Here is a 20,990-nt window from a genome sequence, read left to right as displayed (position 1 = left end):
ACCGCGCGGGGGCGTGGCAGAGGGCTTCGGACTAGAGCCTTTTGCCCTGTGTTGGCCTAGAATTGGCCGTCTGTTTTTTCACCTTTTTGCCAAGCCTGGAGCCCGCATGACGCCCGCATTGGACCTGTTGAAAAAAGTTCGCGCCGAACATCGAATCCACAGTTACGAACATGACCCCAAGGCAGCCTCCTATGGTCTGGAGGCCGCGGAAAAATTGGGGCTTGATCCTGCGCAGGTGTTCAAGACCCTGCTGGCCAGCAGTGAAAAGGCTGAGCTGCTGGTGGCTGTTGTGCCGGTCGTCGGAAGTTTGGATTTAAAAGCGTTGGCGCAGGCGGCCGGGGTGAAAAAGGTCGAGATGGCGGACCCTGCGGCGGCGCAACGGGCGACCGGTTATTTGCTCGGTGGTATCAGCCCATTGGGGCAGAAGAAGCGCTTGCGCACCTTTGTCGATGTGACGGCGCAGTCGTTTCCGACGATTTTTATCAGTGCGGGGAGAAGGGGGCTTGAAGTGGAGTTGGCAGCAGCGGTGCTGGCCGAACACACCCAGGCCAAGTTCGCGGAAATTGGCCGGGCGTGATGCGTTGACGTCAGGAGGCGGTGCTGTAGCGGCGAACGCCTGACTCAACCTGAGGGATTTGTGCTGCGGTGCTGCCCGAGGCCTGGAACAACACCAGGTGCTCGGCTGCCACGCGAATGCCCACATCGGCACCGACCAAGTGATCGGCGTGGCTGGGAAAGATCGATTCCAGCTGTGCGCCTGTCGGCAGTTGCAAGCGATACAGGGTCGACGCACCGAGGAACGTCTTGCCGACAATCCGCGCCTTCAAGGCACTGTCCGGCGCATAAACGATGTCGTCCGGGCGTAGCAATACATCCACGGCGCCGCCTGTAGGCCAGGTGTAGGCACGGTTGCCGCGCAATTCGCCCAGCTCCGTGGTGACCGATTCCGGCGTGTTCAATTGCCCGCGAATAAAGTAACCCTGGCCAATAAAGCTGGCGACAAAGGGCGTCAGCGGTTCGTGGTAGAGGTTGTAGGGCGTGTCCCACTGCTCCAGGCGGCCTTCCTTGAACACGCCGACATGGTCACTCACCGCGAAGGCTTCTTCCTGATCATGGGTCACCAGAATCGCACTGGTGCCCCGCGCCTTGAGGATGTCGCGCACTTCATGGCTGAGCTTGCGCCGCAGTTCGCCGTCGAGGTTGGAGAAGGGTTCGTCCAGCAGCAACAGTTGTGGCTCCGGCGCCAGGGCGCGGGCCAGGGCGACGCGCTGTTGCTGGCCGCCGGAGAGTTCGTGGGGGAAGCGTTTGCCCAGGTTCTTCAGGTTCACCAGTTCCAGCAGTTCGGCGACCACACGCTCTTTTTGCGGGTGTTTGCGAATGCCGAAGGCGATGTTGTCGGCCACGCTGAGGTGTGGAAACAGCGCGTAGTCCTGGAACACCATGCCGATGCGACGTTTCTCCGGGGCCAGTGTGAAACCGGCGCTGGAAATGACTTCGCCCGCCAGGCTGATCTCACCTTCGTGCACCGGCTCAAACCCGGCAATGGCTCGCAGGGTGGTGGTCTTGCCGCAGCCCGAGGAGCCCAGCAGGCAACCGATGTCGCCAGCGTTGAGGTGCAGGTTGAGGTTCTGCACCACCCGTTGATCCTGATAACCGCATGCCAGATTGCGTAGGTTCAGCAGTAATGGCTGGCTCATGCAGGGCGGTATGCCGGCGCAACCAGGAATTCGAGCAAGGCCTTTTGTGCGTGCAGGCGGTTTTCTGCCTGGGCCCAGGCCACCGAGCGCTGATCATCCAGCAGGTCGAGGCTGATTTCTTCGCCGCGGTGGGCGGGCAGGCAGTGCATGAACAGCACGTCCGGCGCGGCCAGGTCGAGCAGGGCGCGGGTCACCTGGAACGGGGCGAACAGCTTGAGGCGCTTGGCAGTTTCTTCTTCCTGACCCATGGACGTCCACACGTCGGTGCTCACCAGGTGCGCGCCGATGACCGCCTCACGCGGGTCGCGGACAATGGTCACGCGATCGCCGGCCTGGGCCAGGAAGCGTGCATCCGGCTCGTAGCCTTCAGGGCAGGCGACGCGCAATTGGAAGTCGAACTGGATCGCCGCTTCTATATAGCTGTTGCACATGTTGTTGCCGTCGCCGATCCAGGCCACGGTCTTGCCCTGGATCGAGCCGCGCTGTTCGAGGAAGGTTTGCATGTCGGCCAGCAACTGGCACGGGTGCAGGTCATCGGACAGGCCGTTGATCACAGGCACGCGGGAGTTGGCGGCAAATTCGGTCAGGGTGCTGTGGGCGAAGGTACGGATCATCACCGCATCCAGCATGCTCGACATCACAATCGCGCAGTCGCTGATCGGCTCGCCGCGACCCAGTTGGGTATCGCGAGGCGACAGGAAGATAGCCTGGCCGCCGAGCTGGATCATGCCGGCTTCGAAGGACACACGGGTGCGGGTCGACGACTTCTCGAAAATCATCCCGAGCACGCGGTTTTTCAAAGGCTCGAACAGTACGCCGCGGTTACGCAGGTCTTTAAGCTCAATGCCTCGACGGAGCACGCTGACCAGCTCTTCGGGCGTGCAATCCATCAGGGAGAGAAAGTGCCTTGCGCTCATCATTAACTACCTTTTTGCAACAGACCGCAGATACTCAAAGCCTTGTTTATTTTGAAAACGGGCGAGACCTGCGGCGAAAGCCGCACGGGGCGACGAAATAGGGGAAGGCGCGATCTTATAATTAAATGTCGCGTCTTACCAATAGGGCTACAGTTTTTAGGGGAGTTCAAGGACGCGGGGAGGGCGCTTTTGAAGCCTGTTTACTGACAGCAGCGGGTCATTTGTACACTGGCGTTACTTCATATTGCAATGCGCGAGGGCGGGCGCAGGCCAGGGTACGTCGGTTTCAGCGGGCTGCCGGAGGGCGTTGAAACATTTCCTGATGTTTCTTCATGCCCTGGCCTGATGCCGCTGGATTCACACGACGAACGTTGCTGGCGCTGCTGCCTGGGGCGGGCCATAGTTTTTGTCCGAAGCGCTCAGCCCACAATAAAGAGACTGGCCATGACCAAGACTCTCCACCACCGTGCCTGCCATCTGTGCGAAGCCATCTGCGGCCTGACACTGGAAACCACCCAGGGCGAAGACGGGAGCCTGGCGATCACCTCGATCAAGGGCGACCCCCTGGACACGTTCAGTCGTGGCCATATCTGCCCCAAGGCCGTGGCCCTGCAGGACATCCAGAACGACCCGGATCGCCTGCACCAGCCCATGTTGCGGGTGGGCAGTGAATGGCAGCCGATCCCGTGGGACGACGCCTTTGCGCTCGTAGCCGAGCGCCTCGCGGGCATCCAGGCACGCCATGGGCAAAATGCGGTGGCGGTGTACCAGGGCAATCCGAGCGTGCACAACTATGGCCTGATGACCCACAGCAATTACTTCCTCGGCCAGCTCAAGACCCGCAATCGGTTTTCCGCCACCTCCGTGGACCAGTTGCCCCATCACCTCACCAGTCACCTGATGTACGGCCACGGCCTGTTGCTGCCGATCCCGGACATCGACCATACCGATTTCATGCTGATCCTCGGCGGCAACCCGCTGGCGTCCAACGGCAGCATCATGACCGTACCGGACGTGGAGAAACGCCTGAAGGCGATCCAGGCCCGGGGCGGCAAAGTGGTGGTGGTTGATCCGCGCCGCAGCGAGACAGCGGCGATGGCCGACCAGCATCTGTTTGTGCGCCCGGGTGGCGATGCGGCGTTGTTGTTCGGCTTGCTCAATACGCTGTTCGCCGAGAACCTGACCCGTGACAGTCACCTGCCGGTCGACGGTCTGGATGAAGTGCGCCAGGCCGTGGCCGGGTTCACCGCCGAGGCCATGAGCCGTCAATGCGCGGTGCCTGCCGAGCAGATCCGTCAGTTGGCGCGGGACTTCGCCGCGGCTGACAAGGCAGTGTGTTATGGCCGCATGGGCGTGTCGACCCAGGCGTTCGGCACCCTGTGCCATTGGCTGGTGCAGTTGATCAACCTGGTTACCGGTAACCTGGACCGCGTGGGCGGCGGCGTGTGCACTACGCCGGCAGTCGACCTGGTAGCCTCCACCTCCGGCGGGCATTTCAATCGCTGGCAGAGCCGGGTTTCCGGGCGGCCAGAGTACGGTGGCGAGTTGCCGGTGTCGGCATTGGCTGAAGAAATGCTCACCGAGGGTGAAGGACAGATCCGCGCCCTGGTGACGGTGGCGGGGAACCCGGTGCTGTCCACGCCCAACGGCCGGCAACTGGAGCAGGCGCTGGATGGGCTGGAGTTCATGGTCAGTGTCGACCTGTACATCAATGAAACCACGCGCTATGCCGACCTGATCCTGCCGTCCACCTCGGCACTGGAAAACGATCACTACGACACCACGTTCAACATGTTCGCAGTGCGCAATGTCACCCGCTTCAACCGCGCCATCCTGCCAAAACCCGAGGGTGCATTGCATGACTGGGAAATCTTCGTCGGCCTGGCCCAGGCGTTTGCCGCGAAAACCGGTAATGCACTCAAGCCCACCATGCCGCCCGCGCAGATGATCGACTTCGGGCTGCGGGCCGGGCCTTATGGCGATACGTTGTCCATTGCCGCGCTGGCGGATCATCCTCACGGCCTGGACCTCGGGCCGCTGAAGCCGAACCTGGCGGGCCGCATGAAAACCGCCAATGGCCATCTGCAGGCGGCACCGCCGGTGATCCTCGCCGACCTTGCGCGTTTTGCCGCGCAGCCGGTGCCCGAGGTGAATGAGTTGCTGCTGATTGGCCGTCGCCATGTGCGCAGCAACAACTCCTGGATGCATAACTACCACCGACTGGTGAAGGGCAAGCCCCGTCACCAGTTGCTGATGCACCCCGACGACCTGGCCCACCGTCAGCTTGTCGATGGGCAGCGGGTGCGCGTGAGTTCGCGCATCGGCATGATCGAAGTGGAGGTATTGGCCAGCCTGGACATGATGCCCGGCGTGGTCAGCCTGCCTCACGGTTGGGGGCACGGCCGCCCGGGCGTGCAGATGACCATCGCGAGCGGGCAGCCGGGGGCGAGCGCAAACGACCTGACGGACGAGCGGCAATTGGATGAGCTGTCGGGTAACGCGGCGTTGAATGGCGTGCCAGTGCAGGTGGCGGCGGCGTAAGGATTGTCTGTCGGGGAGTCCGAGCGTCACGCTGGGGTTTGCGTTACAATGCGCCACCGTGCCGACCCATGAGTCGGAAAGTTCCAGCCGAGGTGTTCCATGGATATCATCGAAACGATCAAAGAGCAGATTGCCAACAACACTATTCTGCTTTACATGAAGGGCGCACCTAACGCGCCTCAGTGTGGCTTCTCCGCAAAGGCTTCCCAGGCAATCATGCAATGTGGCGAGAAGTTCGCCTACGTGGATATCCTGCAGAACCCGGAAATCCGCGCCAACCTGCCGAAGTACGCCAACTGGCCAACCTTCCCGCAGTTGTGGGTGGCCGGTGAGCTGGTCGGCGGTAGCGACATCATCACCGAAATGGCGGCTGACGGTTCGTTGCAGGCACTGATCAAAGACGCAGCAGCCAAGGCTGCGGCGAAGACCGAAGCCTGATTTTTTCCAGGCTGCGGCAATAAAAAGCCCCGCTTCTCGAAAGAGAGCGGGGCTTTTTAGTGGCCGGGAACTAAGGGTTATTCACCCATCTGCGATTGCAGGTAATTCTCGATAGTCACTTTGTCGATCAGGCCGATTTGGGTTTCCAGCCAGTCGATGTGTTCTTCCTGGTCTTCAAGGATATCTTCCAGCAACTCGCGGCTGCCGAAGTCGCCCTTGGTTTCGCAATGAGCGATGGCGGCCTTGAGGTCGGTGTGGCTCTTGCGCTCGAAGTTCAGGTCGCAGTTGATCATTTCCTGGGTGTGCTCGCCGATGTTCAGCTTGCCCAGGTCCTGCACGTTCGGCAGGCCTTCCAGAAACAGGATGCGCTTGATCAGCGCGTCAGCGTCCTTCATGGCCTTGATGGATTCTTTGTATTCACGCTTGCCCAGCTTTTCCAGGCCCCAATCGTCATACATGCGTGCATGCAGGAAATACTGATTGATCGCGACCAGTTCATTGGCAAGGATTTTGTTGAGTTGCTGGATGACTGTAATGTCGCCTTTCATGATTGGGGTCCTGCCCTGTATTAGCTGTATATAAGGCGGAGTTTGAGCGGCGTAATGACTACTGTCAAACCTAAGTTATTGAATAATAAATGAAAATTAATCGGAATAAGAATGTTTGTGTTCCGCGTCTTGGCGCTAACTGTTTGAATTTCGGGCATAAAAAAACCGGACACTAAGTCCGGTTCTTTAAAACACGCCAATTATGCGTGTGTAAATTCTGCTGAGTAGGGGATCGCAGCCTGGGCAGTTTGCAGCTGCGTCAGGGTTTCCCGTACCACTTGCTTGGCGAGGCAGGCACATTTGCCGCATTGGCTGGCCACGCCGGTGGTTTCACGTACTTCCTTGTAGCTGCAGCAACCTTCATAGATCGCTTCGCGGATTTGTCCGTCGGTGACGCCAGTGCAGAGGCAGACATACATAAGGGAGAACCATCGCGGTTTAAGGCTTAAGTGCGACGGATCTTAATGTTAACGAGAATGATTGTCAAAGTAGTTTCACAAGGCTTGCTGTTTGCAAGCAGGCTCACTGACGAACGGCTTTTTTCCGGTATGATGGTCGGTCTTCACGAAGCGTGATCGCGTCACAGGCCTGTCGTTTAGCTTCGGCACACTGGGGCGGATCCTTTTACTTCAGTCACCACCATCAGGAGATACCCAATGAGCGTACTCGTCGGCAAACAAGCCCCGGATTTCGACGTACCCGCCGTCCTCGGCAATGGCGAAATCGTAGACAGCTTCAAACTGTCTGAAGCCATCAAAGGCAAATACGGCCTGGTGTTCTTCTACCCGCTGGACTTCACCTTCGTCTGCCCTTCGGAGCTGATCGCCCTGGATCACCGCATGGACGATTTCAAGGCACGCAACGTTGAAGTGGTAGCCGTTTCCATCGACTCCCATTTCACCCACAACGCCTGGCGCAACACTGCCATCAATGATGGCGGTATCGGCAAAGTCAAATACACCATGGCTGCCGACATGAAGCACGACATCGCCAAGGCCTACGACGTTGAGTCCGAAGGCGGCGTGGCTTTCCGTGGCGCGTTCCTGATCGACGACAAGGGCGTTGTGCGCTCGCAGATCATCAACGACCTGCCGCTGGGCCGTAACATGGAAGAGCTGATCCGTCTGGTTGACGCTCTGCAATTCCACGAAGAGCACGGCGAAGTTTGCCCTGCCAACTGGAAAAAGGCGACAAAGGCATGAACGCTTCGCCAGAAGGCGTTGCGGCTTACCTGACCGAGAACGCCGGCAAGCTGTAAGCCGGATTCGCGGGACAAAAAAACCGGCCTGAGAAGGCCGGTTTTTTTATGCGCGGGCGTTGGCTTCAGTCGTTGAAGTCTTCCCAGCCGCCCATCTGTTTCCAGCGGTTGACGATGCCGCAGAACAGCTCGGCCGTCTTCTCGGTGTCGTAGCGGGCCGAGTGGGCCTCACGACCGTCGAAGTCGATACCGGCGGCCTGGCAGGCTTTGGCCAGTACGGTCTGGCCATAGGCCAAGCCAGCGAGGGTCGCGGTGTCGAAGCTGGAGAACGGGTGAAACGGGTTACGTTTCATGTCCAGGCGCGCCACAGCCGCGTTGAGGAAGCCCAGGTCGAAGCTGCTGTTGTGGCCCACCAGGATTGCGCGTTTGCAGCCATTGGCCTTCAACGCCTTGCGCACGCCACGGAAGATGTCGGTCAGCGCCGCTTCTTCACTGACGGCCATGCGCAGTGGGTGATCGAGCTTGATCCCGGTGAACTCCAAAGCCGCGGCTTCGATGTTGGCGCCTTCGAACGGCTCGACGCGGAAGAAATGGGTGTGTTCCGGGAACACGAAACCCTGTTCATCCATGCCGATGGTCGTGGCGGCGATTTCCAGCAATGCGTCAGTGGCGCAATTGAAGCCGCCGGTTTCTACGTCGATAACGACCGGCAGGTAGCCACGAAAACGCTCGGCCATCGGGTGACGAGAACCGCCACCACCGCCGCCGTGTTCCTGGTCGTCGTCGTAATGGTCTTCACTCACGGGTGTTCCTCCAGCAGGCGCCAGCGCAGTGTTTCACCGGCGCGCAGCGGGATAACGGTCAGCTCGCCAAACGGCAGGCTGGTGGGGGCGGTCCAGTCTTCACGGACCAGGGTAATGCGGTCGGTATTCGCCGGCAGGCCATAGAAACGCGGGCCGTTGAGGCTGGCGAACCCTTCAAGCTTATCCAGCGCGTTGCGTTGTTCGAACGCTTCGGCATACAACTCGATCGCCGCATAGGCGGTGTAGCAACCAGCACAACCGCACGCTGCTTCCTTGGCGTGTTGGGCGTGGGGGGCGGAGTCGGTACCGAGGAAAAATTTCTCGCTGCCACTGGTGGCGGCATCCAGCAGCGCCACCTGGTGCGTATTGCGCTTGAGAATCGGCAGGCAATAGAAGTGCGGCCGAATCCCGCCCACCAGCATGTGGTTGCGGTTGTACAACAGGTGATGCGCGGTGATGGTCGCGCCGACGTTGGCCGAAGCCTCGGTGACGAACTGCACGGCATCGGCGGTGGTGATGTGCTCGAACACGACCTTGAGGGTCGGGAACAGCTCCACCACGCGGCGCATGTGCTCGTCGATGAAGATCTTTTCACGATCGAATACATCGACATCGCCACGGGTGACTTCACCGTGGATCAGCAACGGCATGCCGACTTCCGCCATGGCTTCGATGGCCGGCAGAATCTTGTCGATACTGGTTACGCCGGAATCGGAGTTGGTGGTCGCACCGGCCGGGTACAGCTTGGCGGCGTGCACGAAACCGCTGGCCTTGGCCTGGCGAATTTCTTCGGGCTGGGTGCGGTCGGTCAGGTACAGCACCATCAACGGTTCGAAACGGCTGCCGGCCGGTCGTGCAGCGAGGATGCGCTGGCGATAGGCATCGGCTTCCGCGGCGTTACGCACCGGAGGTACCAGGTTAGGCATGATGATGGCGCGGCCAAACGTGCGCGCTACATCGGCCACGGTTTGGGGCAACGCAGCACCATCGCGAAGATGAATATGCCAGTCGTCGGGACGCAGCAGGGTCAGGCGGTCGGACATTGGGGATTCCAGGCGGGTCAATCTGGTGGGAATGCTACCGGAAAAGACTCTTGCAGGCACTCGCTATCAAGTTTTGCAGGATGCGACCGATATCCCTGGGTATGCCTTAACGATGTATGACGCCTTGATGTGTTGTAGAAACCAGTGGAGCCTCCCGTGCGCCAGCATTATCTAGCCCTGCTCAGTGTGTTCGCCAGCCTGCCCTCGATGGCCCTCACGTTCCAGACACGTCTGGAGAATATTGAGTGGAAAGTGGAGGGCGATAAATTCGAGTGCCGCTTGAGCCAGCCGATCACCGATTTCGGCACGGGCGAGTTCGTACGCCGGGCCGGCGAGCAGGCGACGTTTCGTCTGAAAGCCTTTAACGGTTCGATGGGCGGCGGTTCCGCAACCCTGCTGGCAGCGGCTGCGCCGTGGCAACCGGGACGTGGTGATATCAACCTGGGTGCGGTGCGGATCGGTAGTGGCGATGTGCTGTTTAACAGTTCCCAGGCCCAGGCGGGACGCTTGTTTACCGGCCTGCTTGAAGGTCGCAGCCCGACGGTGCGCCACTATAGCCGTGAGGGTGGTTACTCCGAAATCCGCCTGTTACCGGCGAAATTCAGCAAGGCCTACAACGACTACCAAATGTGCACCACCAAGCTGCTGCCGATGAATTTCGAGCAGGTCAAACAGACCGAGGTGGGCTTCCCGGGTGGAGGCATTGAACTGGACGCGGCGGCCAAGAAAAAACTGTCGGTGATTCTCGAGTTCCTGAAAGCCGACCCTACGGTCAATCACATCGAGTTGAACGGGCACTCCGACAACAGCGGCAATCGCCTGACCAACCGTGATGTTTCCCGGCGTCGTGCCCTGGCAGTGATGGACTACTTCAAGGCCAATGGCATTGAGGAATCGCAGATTACCCTGCGCTTTCACGGCGAAAGCTACCCATTGGCGCCGAACACCAACCCGGCCAACCGGGCGAAAAACCGCCGGGTGAATATTCAACTCGAACGGGTGGCAGCCCCCGAGAAACCGGCGCCCCAGGCCAAAGCGCCGGGCAACGCCGCCGCCACATCATAAGGTCCGGCGTTTCGTCGCCCGCTCGACATAATCTGTCGCTTTATCTTCATTTGCTGTCGCGCCTCTGTAATTTCACGGTTTTGGTCGGTAGAATCGACGCCTTTCCGTACAACCCCGTGGAGTGATGGCATGGCCGACGTAAACAAGGTCGTTCTCGCGTATTCCGGCGGCCTGGACACTTCGGTGATCCTCAAGTGGCTGCAGGATACTTATAACTGTGAAGTGGTGACCTTCACCGCTGACCTGGGTCAGGGCGAAGAGGTCGAACCTGCACGTGCCAAGGCGCAAGCCATGGGCGTGAAAGAGATCTACATTGACGACCTGCGCGAAGAGTTCGTCCGCGATTTCGTTTTCCCGATGTTTCGCGCCAACACCGTCTACGAAGGCGAGTACCTGCTGGGTACCTCCATCGCACGTCCGCTGATCGCCAAGCGCCTGATCGAAATCGCCAACGAAACCGGCGCCGACGCCATTTCCCATGGCGCCACCGGCAAGGGCAACGACCAGGTGCGTTTCGAACTGGGTGCCTACGCCTTGAAGCCAGGCGTAAAAGTGATTGCTCCGTGGCGCGAATGGGACCTGCTGTCCCGTGAAAAGCTGATGGACTACGCTGAAAAGCACGCCATCCCGATCGAGCGTCATGGCAAGAAGAAGTCTCCGTACTCGATGGACGCCAACTTGCTGCACATCTCCTATGAAGGCGGCGTGCTGGAAGACACCTGGACCGAGCACGAAGAAGACATGTGGAAGTGGACCGTCTCCCCGGAGAACGCTCCTGACAAGGCCCAGTACCTGGAACTGACCTACCGCAAGGGCGACATCGTCGCGCTGGACGGCGTCGAAATGACCCCGGCCACCGTACTGGCGACCCTGAACCGTATCGGTGGCGAACACGGTATCGGCCGCCTCGACATCGTCGAGAACCGTTACGTGGGCATGAAGTCCCGTGGTTGCTACGAAACTCCGGGCGGCACCATCATGCTGCGCGCTCACCGCGCCATCGAGTCCATCACCCTGGACCGTGAAGTGGCTCACCTCAAAGACGAGCTGATGCCCAAGTACGCCAGCCTGATCTACACCGGCTACTGGTGGAGCCCTGAGCGTCTGATGTTGCAACAGATGATCGATGCTTCCCAGGTCCACGTGAACGGTGTTGTGCGCCTGAAGCTGTACAAGGGCAACGTGATCGTGACTGGCCGCAAGTCCGACGAATCGCTGTTCGATGCCAATATCGCCACCTTCGAAGAAGATGGCGGCGCCTACAACCAGGCGGACGCGGCAGGCTTCATCAAGCTGAACGCGTTGCGCATGCGCATTGCGGCCAACAAGGGTCGCAAGTTGTTCTGAGTGTTTTAAGTTGCAATGAAAAATGGCCCCATTAAGGGGCCATTTTTTTTGGCCGAAAATACGCAGGAAATCATTATGGATGATGTGATGTTTATCGTTCGGCTCAAAAAAGCCAGTCCTGAAGGATGCGGGGTGGAATGTTTATGTTTTTACGGGGGCAATGTTTATTAGTTTCGCTCGATAAGTGATGCATTGTTGAAAGTGGCTTTTTTTTCTTGTGTGCAGGAACTATGTACTACAGAAATTTCACTCAGAAATGTACTGCGAATATGTCGGATGCCGACATGGCTGTAGGATTTATGGAGCGTAACTAGTTATGACGAATGGAACTTTAAAAAAACCGGTTTCACCCCCGATTCACAGGTTTTTCGAGGAGGCACAAGGGGTATTTGCTGAAACTTGTGTACGGCACGTTTACGCTGTCCCCGGTAATCCTGGGAATTTTCACTCAAAATATTTTTGTGCTCGGAAAGTTCTGAAGGCCTCAACAAAACTGGACACCTCCAGGTTGGCGTTTTTTTGTAGGTTAAATCCGATGTCTCTGTGGGTTGGGTCTCTGCTTGCTGTTGTTTGGGGGGGAGCACTATGCCCAGCGTGAAACGACTAGGCTATTGTGCTTACTCTTAATAATTCGAACAGCGAAATTGGACTTGCCCATGAATAAAGTGCTGATCGTGGATGATCATCCCGTCATTCGTCTTGCTGTGCGTATGCTAATGGAACGTCATAGTTATGAGGTCGTTGCCGAGACCGATAACGGTGTCGATGCCTTGCAACTTGCACGGGAGCATATGCCGGACATTGTCATACTGGATATTGGAATTCCCAAACTCGATGGCCTGGAAGTTATATGCCGGCTGTCCTCTACCAAACAGGCCCATCCGTTCAAGGTGCTGGTGCTGACGTCCCAGGCGCCCGGGCATTTTTCCATGCGGTGCATGCAGGCGGGGGCTGCCGGCTACGTGTGCAAGCAGCAGGACCTCACCGAGCTGTTGAGTGCGGTCAAGGCGGTGCTGTGCGGGTACAGCTACTTCCCCAACCAGGCGCTGAATTCGGTGCGCTCCACAATGGGCAACGCCAGCGAAGCCGACATGGTCGAGCGCCTGTCCGGCCGGGAGATGATGGTGTTGCAGCAGTTGGCCCGCGGCAAGACCAACAAGGAGATCGCCGATGGCATGTTCCTGAGCAACAAAACCGTGAGTACCTACAAGACGCGCTTGCTGCTCAAGCTCAACGCGCGCTCCCTGGTGGACTTGATCGAGCTGGCCCAGCGTAACGGGTTGGTATAGATCGGCGGCACGCTTACATGCAGTCAGAAAAAAGCCTCCGCAAGGGAGGCTTCTGCTTGTCGTTGGGTCGATTAGAGATCGAAGTCGTAATCGGCCAACTGTTTTTGCAAGCGCCGCTCTTCCAGAAGGTTGTCGATGGTGCGGCGTTTGCTCAAATTGGTCTTGGCCACCTCTACCGGTGCTTCTGCTGCATCATCGTCGGATTCAGCGCCAACAACGTCGTCTTCTACATCCAGTTGCTCTTTGCCAGTGCTCATAACGTTAACTCCAGGCTAAGACTGCCGTTGGCGCTCCTTATAACGATAATCCTGGGCCTGGTAAAAAAGATTTTTTCAATCGACTCATCGATAAAAGCAATGAAGGCTCAATCGTCGGAAGTCTTTTCCTTGTATTCGCACAGGTCTTCGATGCGGCAACTGCCACAGCGCGGCTTGCGGGCCTGGCAGACGTAGCGCCCGTGAAGGATCAACCAATGGTGTGAATCCAGCAGATACGGCTTGGGCACAAACTTCATCAGTTGTTTTTCCACCTCCACCACATTCTTTCCGCGGGCGATGCCGGTACGGTTGCTGACCCGGAAAATGTGCGTGTCCACGGCCATGGTCAATTGGCGAAATGCCGTATTGAGCACCACATTGGCGGTTTTGCGTCCTACGCCGGGGAGTGCTTCTAGGGCTTCGCGTGTCTGCGGCACTTCGCTGCCGTGCAACTCCACCAGCAGCCGGCATGTCTCGATGACATTCTTCGCCTTGCTGTTGTACAGGCCGATGGTCTTGATGTATTCGGAAAGCCCCTCCACCCCAAGCGCATAGATCGCCTCCGGAGTGTTGGCCACGGGATACAGCTTGGCGGTGGCCTTGTTAACGCCGACGTCTGTGGACTGGGCCGAGAGAATCACGGCGATCAGCAACTCGAACGGCGAGGAATAGGCCAGTTCGGTCTTCGGTTCCGGATTGTCTTCGTGAAGCCGGCGGAAAATTTCCAGGCGTTTTGCGGCGTTCATGGCGCGAGCGGTTCCTTGCAGACAGTCAGTGTGATTTTGAAAAATGGGCCCAGGCTTGTCGCCCGGCCAGCAACAACCCGAGCAGGATAAACCCGACGGGGGCCAACGCGGTGACAGAGCCGCTACCGATCAGCCCACGCAGTATGCCGAGGGTGACCAGCAGTACGCCAAACAGGCCGAACAGTTGCACGCGTGCCTTGCCCTGGCCTGCTTCGAAAAAGCCCGAAAACTCCAGTAACACGCATTGAACACTGATCAGTGCCAGGTAAATACCCAGCTGTTGATATAAGGGCAACGCGAACGCTTGCAAGAGCAGTTGTACGCAACTGACCAGTGTCGCGGCGATCAGCAGGCTGGCCATCAGTTGCATACGCTCGCCGAGGCGGTTGCGCAGGGTGTGCATGCCCAGGCCATACAGCGCCACGATCAGCACCGAGAGCACCCAGAAGCCCAACGCCTTGAGCAGCGTGTCGCTCACGCCAATCAATGGCGCCAGCATCAGCGAGCGGGCCAGAGCTTTAGTCATGGGTTGACGGCTCCAACACCCGTTGGCGGTGCTCATCAAAGTAACGCAACGCATCGTGAACCCCATTGATCACCGCCCGGGACGTGATGGTCGCGCCAGCCATCTGATCGAATTGGCCGTGGTCTTTCTTCAGCGCCCAGGCGGAATCCTTGGAGTCGTCTCGGGACAGTCCCTTGAATGCTGCAAGCCAGGGATTGCCAGGTTCTGCGATATGCCCACCGAGGCTCGGGGTTTCCGACTGACTCAAGTTTTTCACCGCCAACAGCTTGCCGTTGTAGGAGATGGCGATCAGCAATTCGATGGGGCCGCCATAGCCATTGGTTTGCGAGCGCAGCAGCACTGCGCTGGGTTGCCCGTTCAAGCTGGCGAGGTAGCCGCCCAGCAATTGGCTGTTTGCCAGTGCCTGTGGATGTATCGCGAGCGGGTGTTGCAGGGGCTGATTGTCGTAAGTGCCGACGGGGAGGATATCCAGCAAGGCCTGGCGCTGGAGGTTGTGTTGGGCTTCGCTGGCACGGCTGGCAGTCAACTGCTGCACGCCCAACGTCAGTGCGATCCCCGCCGCAGCGATCAGTAACACTGTCATCAGGCCCCGTGTGGTGTTCATGAGCTCACCGCAGGCTGTCTGGGTGTTGCCAGGCGCTCAAGAGCCGGCACCGCCAGGTTCATCAGCAGCACGGCGAACGCCACGCCGTCGGGGTAACCGCCCCACGTACGAATCAGGTAAAGTAGCAAGCCCACGCCGACGCCGAACATCAGGCGCGCACGCGGGCTTTTCGCGCCGGACACCGGTTCGGTCACGATAAAAAACGCCCCGAGCATGGTGGCACCGCTGAGCAGATGGAACAGCGGCGAACCGTGGGAGTCCGAGCCCGAACCGTTCCAGCACAACAGGCTGATAACGAACACGCTACCGAGCATTCCCACCGGCGCATGCCAACTGAATACCCGTTGTTGCAACAGCCACAGCCCGCCCGCCAGAAAGGCCAGGTTCACCCATTCACTGCCCTTGCCGGCGACGTGCCCGAAAGCGGAGTGGCTGGCAAACAGCTCATCCATGGTCAGGCTCTTATTGATCCGCAGGGCATCCAGGGCGGTCGCCTGGGCCCAGGCATCCGGCGCATCACCTTGCACACCGAACACCTGTTGCAGGCCGGCCAGCAGGTCCATGCCGTGGGAGACGGGCCAATGGGTCATGGGTTGGGGAAAGGCCACCAGCATCAGTGCATAGCCGACCATGGCCGGGTTGAACGGATTCTGGTTGCCGCCATACAGGTGCTTGCCCAGCAATAATGCACCGGCGACTGCGGCCACGCATAACCACCACGGACAATAAGGTGGCAGCGCCAGGGCCAGCAGCGTGGCCGTGACCAGGCCGCCGAGATCACTGACCGAACGCCCGCGCAGCCGCTGAACGCCAGCCTCCACGACCCGCGCACAACCACAAGCCAGCAATAGATTGATCAACACGCCCCAGCCATACAGCCAGAACATCCCCAGCAAACCCGGCACCGTCGCCAGCAGCACACGCGTCATCGCGTGCTGCTGACGATCAACGGCTTCAAGCACTGACATCGTCGCCCACCAGCGCCGCAAGCGCCTGTTCTGCGGTTTCGAAGTGCTGTTGCAGGATGATCAATTGCGACTGCTGCTCAAAGGTCGGCGGATGCCCGAACGCTTTCAGCGACTTGTGCAACTGGGCGCGGCTCATGGCCAGGTTGATCTTTGCCTTCTTCAGGGCGGCGTCCATCGCGGCGGCTTTTTGCGCGCGAACCCGCTCAATGGCTGCCTGGACCGGGTTAACCGTGACCGCGGCCGCAGCCACGGGTGCCGCGCGCTGGGTGCGGGCCAAACGCTCGGCGAGCTTCTGTTCTTCCTCACGTTGCAGCCGCGCGTTGCGCTGTTCAAACCGCCGTCGGGCCCGGTCACGCTTGAGGTCGCGCGCCTGGCGCTCGGCATCATTGGAGGCTAGCCCGCCGACTATCGGCAGCGCCGTGGTCAACGGGCGCATCTCGATGCAATCCACCGGGCAGGGCGCGACACACAGGTCACAACCGGTGCACTCGTCGATAATCACGGTGTGCATCAATTTGGCCGCCCCGACGATGGCGTCCACCGGGCAGGCCTGGATGCATTTGGTACAGCCGATGCACTCTGCTTCACGGATAAACGCGATCTGCGCGGGCGCTTCGCCCCGGGAAGTGTCCAGCTCCAGCACCGGGAGCTTCAGCAACTGCGCCAGGCCGGTGATGGTTTCCTGCCCGCCGGGTGGGCACTTGTTGATCGCCTCGCCCTGGGCAATGCCTTCGGCGTAGGGCTTGCAACCAGGGTGCCCGCACTTGCCACATTGGGTCTGCGGCAGCAGGGCGTCGATACGTTGAATCAGGCTCATGGTTTGATCATTGCGTTGAAACCCAGAAAAGCCACGGCCATCAGCCCGGCGCTGATCAACGCCACCGGCAGACCCCGAAAGGGCAGCGGTATGTCGTTGTCGGCAATACGTTGGCGCAGGTCACTGAACAGGCTCAGCACCAGCCAGAAGCCCAGCCCTGCGCCCAGGCTCAGAGCGGCCATGTGTGTCAGCCCTTTATCCGCTTGCGTGCCCAGCAGCACCACGCCCAACACCCCGGCATTCCCCAGCAATAACAGCCACAGGCCATCGAACGGCAGCTTGGGTAACCGGCGGGCCAGGACGCTCAACAGCGGCTGGATCAACAACACCGTCACCGGCAAAAATAAAAACAGCCGCAGGGAGGTCAGCGCCAGCGGCTGCAGAAGATAGTGATCAAGCAGATAACCCAGGATGCCACTCAGCAGCATCAGCACCGTGGTGGCGATGCCCAGCGCATGTACGCGCCGGCGTGAGTCGGCCGTGGATGCCAACACCGGGTCGACAGCCAGCGGCATCTGCAACACGAGGTTGCTGATCAGGGCTGTGCTGACAAGGGTGAGAAGCATATCGGTCATGGTCGTGCCGGGTTAAGCCAACAGAATCCGATTATCCGGCAAGCGAGGGGGGTACTAGCTGAAACCGCCCCATGGCCGAGACCATGGGGCCGTTCGCAGTTTTACTTGATGCGCTGACCGGGCTTGGCGCCGCTGTCCGGGCTCAACAGGTAGATCTCTTCACCGCCGGGGCCCGCCGCCATCACCATGCCTTCGGAGATGCCGAACTTCATTTTCCGTGGCTTGAGGTTGGCGATCATCATGGTCAGGCGACCATCGAGCTTGGACGGGTCCGGATAGGCGCTCTTGATCCCGGAGAACACGTTGCGTTGCTCGTCACCGATGTCCAGGGTCAGGCGCAGCAGCTTGTCGGCGCCTTCCACGGCTTCGGCCTTGATGATCAGCGCAACCCGCAGGTCTACCGCAGCGAAGGCGTCGAAGTCGATTTCCGGCGACAATGGATCTTTCGCCAGCTCGCCGTTGCCTGCCGGGGCCGCGTCGCCAGTGTCGGTCTTGCTGGCTTCGAGGTCTTCTTTCGAAGCGTCGGTCATGGCCTGGACTTTTACCGGGTCGATACGGGTCATCAGCGGCTTGAACTCATTCAGCTGATGGTTGCCGAGCAAGGTCGCGTGGTCGTTGCAGGTCAGCGGCGGCACGTTGAGGAACGCCTCGGCGTCGGCCGCCAGCAGTGGCAGTACCGGCTTGAGGAGGATCACCAGTTGGCGGAACAGGTTGACGCCCGTGGCGCAGATGGCCTGGACTTCAGCCTGCTTGCCTTCCTGTTTGTTCAGCGACCACGGTGCCTTGTCGGCGATCCAGGCGTTGGCACGGTCGGCCAGGCCCATGATCTCGCGCATGGCGCGGGCAAAGTCGCGGGCTTCATAGGCGTCGGCGATGCTTGGCGCAGCGGCCAGGAACGCATCGGTCAGCTCGGGTGCGGCATTTTCAGCCACCAGCACACCGGCGTTGCCCTTGTGGATAAACCCGGCGCAGCGACTGGCAATGTTGACGACCTTGCCCACCAGGTCCGAGTTGACCTTCTGTACGAAGTCTTCCAGGTTCAGGTCGAGGTCGTCCACGCCACGGCCCAGCTTGGAGGCGTAGTAGTAGCGCAGGTATTCCGGCGACAGGTGGTCCAGGTAGGTGCGCGCCTTGATAAAGGTGCCACGGGATTTGGACATCTTCTGGCCATTGACGGTCAGGTAGCCGTGAACCGCGATGCCGGTCGGCTTGCGGTAGCCCGAACCTTCGAGCATTGCCGGCCAGAACAGCGCGTGGAAGTTGACGATGTCCTTGCCGATGAAGTGATACAGCTCGGCGGTGGAATCCTTGGCCCAGAACGCGTCGAAGTCCAGCTCCGGCGTGCGGTCGCACAGGTTCTTGAAGCTGGCCATGTAGCCGATTGGCGCGTCCAGCCAGACATAGAAGTACTTGCCAGGTTCGCCCGGGATCTCGAAACCGAAATACGGCGCATCGCGGGAGATGTCCCACTGTTGCAGGCCGGCATCCAGCCATTCGGCGATCTTGTTGGCCACGGCATCCTGCAGGGTGCCGCTGCGAGTCCAGGTTTGCAGCATCTGCTGGAAATCCGGGAGCTTGAAGAAGAAGTGCTGGGAATCCTTGAGCACCGGGGTGGCGCCAGAGATGGCCGACTTCGGATCCTTCAGGTCGGTAGGCGCGTAAGTGGCGCCGCATTTTTCGCAGTTGTCGCCGTACTGGTCTTCAGTGCCGCATTTCGGGCAGGTGCCCTTGATGAAGCGGTCGGCCAGGAACATTTTCTTTTCCGGGTCGAAATACTGGGTGATCGAACGCGTGGCAATGTGCCCGGCGTCTTTCAAGCGCAGGTAGATCTGGCTCGACAGCTCGCGGTTTTCGTCGGAGTGGGTCGAGTGGAAGTTGTCGAAATCCACCAGGAACTCGGCAAAGTCGGCGCTGTGTTCAGCCTGGACGTTGGCGATCAGTTGTTCCGGGGTGATGCCTTCCTTCTCGGCGCGCAACATGATGGCCGAACCGTGGGCGTCGTCCGCGCAGACATAAATGCATTGGTTGCCGCGATGCTTCTGGAAGCGCACCCACATATCGGTCTGGATGTACTCAAGCATATGGCCAAGGTGGATGGAACCATTGGCATAGGGCAGGGCGCTGGTGACGAGGATCTTGCGTGGCTCGGACATGGGGCTCGGCTACTTGATGAAACGGAGGTCGGCCACTATAAAGCGCCGGGAAATTTATTTCACCCCGTGCGGCTGTTTCAGGATTTTCCCGGCGGCCGAAAGCGTGCCGCTGAAGCGCTGGAACGGTTAGGATAGCCGCCTGTTTTAGTCAGTCTTTTTTCGGGAGTAGCCCATGAGCGCCGTCAATCGCGCAGCGGTGGAAGCCGTTCTTCGCCAATACACCGACCCCTACCTGAACCAGGACCCGGTCAGCGCCGGGTGCGTACGGGCCATCGACGTGCAGGGTGACAAGGTTTCGGTCCAGCTTGAGCTGGGCTATGCCGCCGCGCTGTTCAAGAGCGGCTGGGCGCAGATGCTGCAAATGGCCATTGAAGGCCTGGACGGCGTCAGTTCGGCCAAGGTCGACATCCAGTGCGTGATCGCCCCGCACAAGGCCCAGGCGCAGATCCCGGGCCTGGCCAACGTCAAGAACGTGGTGGCCGTGGCCTCCGGCAAGGGTGGCGTGGGCAAGTCCACCACCGCGGCCAACCTGGCCCTGGCCCTGGCCCGCGAAGGCGCGCGCGTCGGCATTCTCGACGCTGACATCTATGGCCCCAGCCAAGGCGTGATGTTCGGCATCGCCGAAGGCACCCGGCCGAAGATCAAGGACCAGAAATGGTTCGTGCCGATTGAATCCCATGGCGTGGAAGTCATGTCCATGGCCTTCCTGACCGACGACAACACGCCGATGGTCTGGCGTGGCCCGATGGTTTCCGGCGCCTTGCTGCAACTGGTCACCCAGACCGACTGGGGCAACCTGGACTACCTGGTGATCGACATGCCACCGGGTACTGGTGATATCCAGCTGACCCTGGCGCAGAAAGTGCCGGTGGCCGGCGCGGTGATCGTCACCACGCCGCAGGACCTGGCGCTGCTGGATGCCCGCAAGGGTGTGGAGATGTTCCGCAAGGTCAACATTCCGGTGCTGGGTGTCGTGGAAAACATGGCGGTGCACATCTGCTCCAACTGCGGCCACGCCGAGCATCTGTTCGGTGAAGGCGGCGGCGAGAAGCTGGCGACCCAGTACGGGGTTGAACTGCTGGCGTCGTTGCCGCTGTCCATGGGGATTCGTGAGCAGGCCGACGGCGGCAAGCCAACGGTCGTAGCCGAGCCCGATGGCCAGATTGCCATGGTCTACCAGGAACTGGCCCGTCACGTAGGCGCGCGAATCGTCCTGCAGGAAGCCGAGGCCCAGGCGATGCCGACCATCACTGTCAGCGACGACTGATCCACCGGATGGGAAAAAGCCTCGACTGTGTCGGGGCTTTTTCTTGTCTGGCGAACACGCAGGGGGCGCTTGTTACCCTTTTGCGTAATTGCTGGTGTAAGCATTCACTTACTTTTTCGTAAGCGTTTGGGTTTTTTCGCCGGTGCGGACGTCTCGAATCGGCTGCCTATATTTCTATCCAATTGAAATAT

Annotated in this window: 20 protein-coding genes and 2 pseudogenes; 8 read left to right on the top strand and 14 right to left on the bottom strand. The window is 59.7% G+C overall.

The features are described from left to right. The first annotated feature begins 106 nt into the window (after positions 1–106). Positions 107–577, top strand: coding sequence for a Cys-tRNA(Pro) deacylase (ybaK, locus tag JFV30_RS22920; RefSeq protein ID WP_010170166.1), 471 nt, complete (start codon positions 107–109; stop codon positions 575–577). A 10-nt stretch (positions 578–587) separates the two neighbouring features. Here ybaK and JFV30_RS22915 read toward each other — a convergent pair whose 3' ends face one another. Further along, positions 588–1,697, bottom strand: coding sequence for an ABC transporter ATP-binding protein (locus JFV30_RS22915; protein ID WP_008433494.1), 1,110 nt, complete (start codon positions 1,695–1,697; stop codon positions 588–590). After that, positions 1,694–2,614, bottom strand: coding sequence for an ornithine carbamoyltransferase (argF, locus tag JFV30_RS22910; RefSeq protein ID WP_010170162.1), 921 nt, complete (start codon positions 2,612–2,614; stop codon positions 1,694–1,696). The genes JFV30_RS22915 and argF overlap by 4 nt, the downstream gene beginning before the upstream one ends. Before the next feature lie 444 nt (positions 2,615–3,058). Here argF and JFV30_RS22905 point away from each other — a divergent pair, with 444 nt between their 5' ends. Beyond that, positions 3,059–5,155: a molybdopterin oxidoreductase family protein gene (locus JFV30_RS22905; protein WP_201125253.1), complete on the top strand. Its 2,097-nt coding sequence runs from the start codon at positions 3,059–3,061 to the stop codon at positions 5,153–5,155. Positions 5,156–5,254: 99 nt separating this feature from the next. Further along, positions 5,255–5,593: a Grx4 family monothiol glutaredoxin gene (gene grxD, locus JFV30_RS22900; protein ID WP_003208710.1), complete on the top strand. Its 339-nt coding sequence runs from the start codon at positions 5,255–5,257 to the stop codon at positions 5,591–5,593. 77 nt (positions 5,594–5,670) lie between these two features. Here the strand turns inward: grxD and bfr are convergent, their stop codons facing one another. After that, the gene (gene bfr, locus JFV30_RS22895) at positions 5,671–6,141 is read right to left on the bottom strand and encodes a bacterioferritin (RefSeq protein WP_010170157.1); all 471 of its coding nucleotides are present in this window, start codon (positions 6,139–6,141) and stop codon (positions 5,671–5,673) included. A 200-nt stretch (positions 6,142–6,341) separates the two neighbouring features. Further along, a complete protein-coding gene (locus JFV30_RS22890; protein WP_003208706.1) occupies positions 6,342–6,560 on the bottom strand; it encodes a bacterioferritin-associated ferredoxin in 219 nt (72 codons plus the stop codon). A 237-nt stretch (positions 6,561–6,797) separates the two neighbouring features. Here JFV30_RS22890 and JFV30_RS22885 point away from each other — a divergent pair. Continuing rightward, positions 6,798–7,399, top strand: a pseudogene (locus tag JFV30_RS22885) (peroxiredoxin C). A gap of 65 nt (positions 7,400–7,464) precedes the next feature. Here the strand turns inward: JFV30_RS22885 and rnt are convergent. Together rnt and pyrC are read right to left on the bottom strand one after the other, a co-directional pair. Continuing rightward, positions 7,465–8,142, bottom strand: a complete 678-nt coding sequence (rnt, locus tag JFV30_RS22880) for a ribonuclease T (protein WP_010170149.1) — start codon at positions 8,140–8,142, stop codon at positions 7,465–7,467. Then, the gene (gene pyrC / locus JFV30_RS22875; RefSeq protein WP_003208703.1) at positions 8,139–9,185 is read right to left on the bottom strand and encodes a dihydroorotase; all 1,047 of its coding nucleotides are present in this window, start codon (positions 9,183–9,185) and stop codon (positions 8,139–8,141) included. Before pyrC ends, rnt begins: the two co-directional genes overlap by 4 nt. A gap of 156 nt (positions 9,186–9,341) precedes the next feature. Here pyrC and JFV30_RS22870 point away from each other — a divergent pair, with 156 nt between their 5' ends. The 3 genes from JFV30_RS22870 to JFV30_RS22860 all read left to right on the top strand — a co-directional run bounded on the left by JFV30_RS22870 (position 9,342) and on the right by JFV30_RS22860 (position 12,886). Beyond that, positions 9,342–10,250: an OmpA family protein gene (locus tag JFV30_RS22870; RefSeq protein ID WP_201125252.1), complete on the top strand. Its 909-nt coding sequence runs from the start codon at positions 9,342–9,344 to the stop codon at positions 10,248–10,250. Positions 10,251–10,379: 129 nt separating this feature from the next. Next, positions 10,380–11,597, top strand: a complete 1,218-nt coding sequence (locus tag JFV30_RS22865) for an argininosuccinate synthase (protein WP_201125251.1) — start codon at positions 10,380–10,382, stop codon at positions 11,595–11,597. Between the two features lie 656 nt (positions 11,598–12,253). Beyond that, on the top strand, positions 12,254–12,886 hold the full coding sequence (locus tag JFV30_RS22860; RefSeq protein WP_003208698.1) for a response regulator transcription factor: 633 nt from the start codon (positions 12,254–12,256) through the stop codon (positions 12,884–12,886). 71 nt (positions 12,887–12,957) lie between these two features. Here the strand turns inward: JFV30_RS22860 and JFV30_RS22855 are convergent, their stop codons facing one another. The 8 genes and pseudogenes from JFV30_RS22855 to metG form a co-directional block, all read right to left on the bottom strand. Then, complete coding sequence (locus JFV30_RS22855) at positions 12,958–13,143, bottom strand: PA3496 family putative envelope integrity protein (protein WP_003208696.1); 186 nt, start codon at positions 13,141–13,143, stop codon at positions 12,958–12,960. Positions 13,144–13,250: 107 nt separating this feature from the next. Beyond that, complete coding sequence (gene nth / locus JFV30_RS22850; RefSeq protein ID WP_010170146.1) at positions 13,251–13,889, bottom strand: endonuclease III; 639 nt, start codon at positions 13,887–13,889, stop codon at positions 13,251–13,253. Positions 13,890–13,914: 25 nt separating this feature from the next. Next, positions 13,915–14,415 carry an Rnf-Nqr domain containing protein gene (locus JFV30_RS22845; protein ID WP_201125250.1) on the bottom strand — a complete coding sequence of 167 codons (501 nt, stop codon included), beginning with the start codon at positions 14,413–14,415 and terminating at the stop codon, positions 13,915–13,917. Next, on the bottom strand, positions 14,408–15,019 hold the full coding sequence (locus JFV30_RS22840) for an RnfABCDGE type electron transport complex subunit G (RefSeq protein WP_201125249.1): 612 nt from the start codon (positions 15,017–15,019) through the stop codon (positions 14,408–14,410). The genes JFV30_RS22845 and JFV30_RS22840 overlap by 8 nt, the downstream gene beginning before the upstream one ends. After that, positions 15,016–15,987, bottom strand: a complete 972-nt coding sequence (locus tag JFV30_RS22835; RefSeq protein WP_201125248.1) for an RnfABCDGE type electron transport complex subunit D — start codon at positions 15,985–15,987, stop codon at positions 15,016–15,018. Before JFV30_RS22835 ends, JFV30_RS22840 begins: the two co-directional genes overlap by 4 nt. Before the next feature lie 10 nt (positions 15,988–15,997). Continuing rightward, a pseudogene (gene rsxB, locus JFV30_RS22830) lies at positions 15,998–16,804 on the bottom strand (electron transport complex subunit RsxB); the annotation flags it as partial. Beyond that, the gene (locus tag JFV30_RS22825) at positions 16,801–17,379 is read right to left on the bottom strand and encodes an Rnf-Nqr domain containing protein (RefSeq protein ID WP_201125246.1); all 579 of its coding nucleotides are present in this window, start codon (positions 17,377–17,379) and stop codon (positions 16,801–16,803) included. The gene JFV30_RS22825 and the pseudogene rsxB, both read right to left, overlap by 4 nt. A gap of 101 nt (positions 17,380–17,480) precedes the next feature. Then, entirely contained in the window at positions 17,481–19,532 is a 2,052-nt protein-coding gene (gene metG / locus JFV30_RS22820) for a methionine--tRNA ligase (protein ID WP_201125245.1), read from the bottom strand. Positions 19,533–19,704: 172 nt separating this feature from the next. Between metG and apbC the strand changes: the two genes are divergently transcribed. After that, positions 19,705–20,799, top strand: a complete 1,095-nt coding sequence (gene apbC / locus JFV30_RS22815) for an iron-sulfur cluster carrier protein ApbC (protein ID WP_201125244.1) — start codon at positions 19,705–19,707, stop codon at positions 20,797–20,799. The last annotated feature ends 191 nt before the right edge of the window (positions 20,800–20,990 follow it).

This window comes from Pseudomonas sp. TH32 (genome assembly GCF_016650855.1).
Taxonomy (GTDB): Bacteria; Pseudomonadota; Gammaproteobacteria; order Pseudomonadales; family Pseudomonadaceae; genus Aquipseudomonas.
The sequence above is the reverse complement of the archived record's forward strand: the minus strand, read 5'-3'. Positions and strand labels throughout refer to the sequence as shown.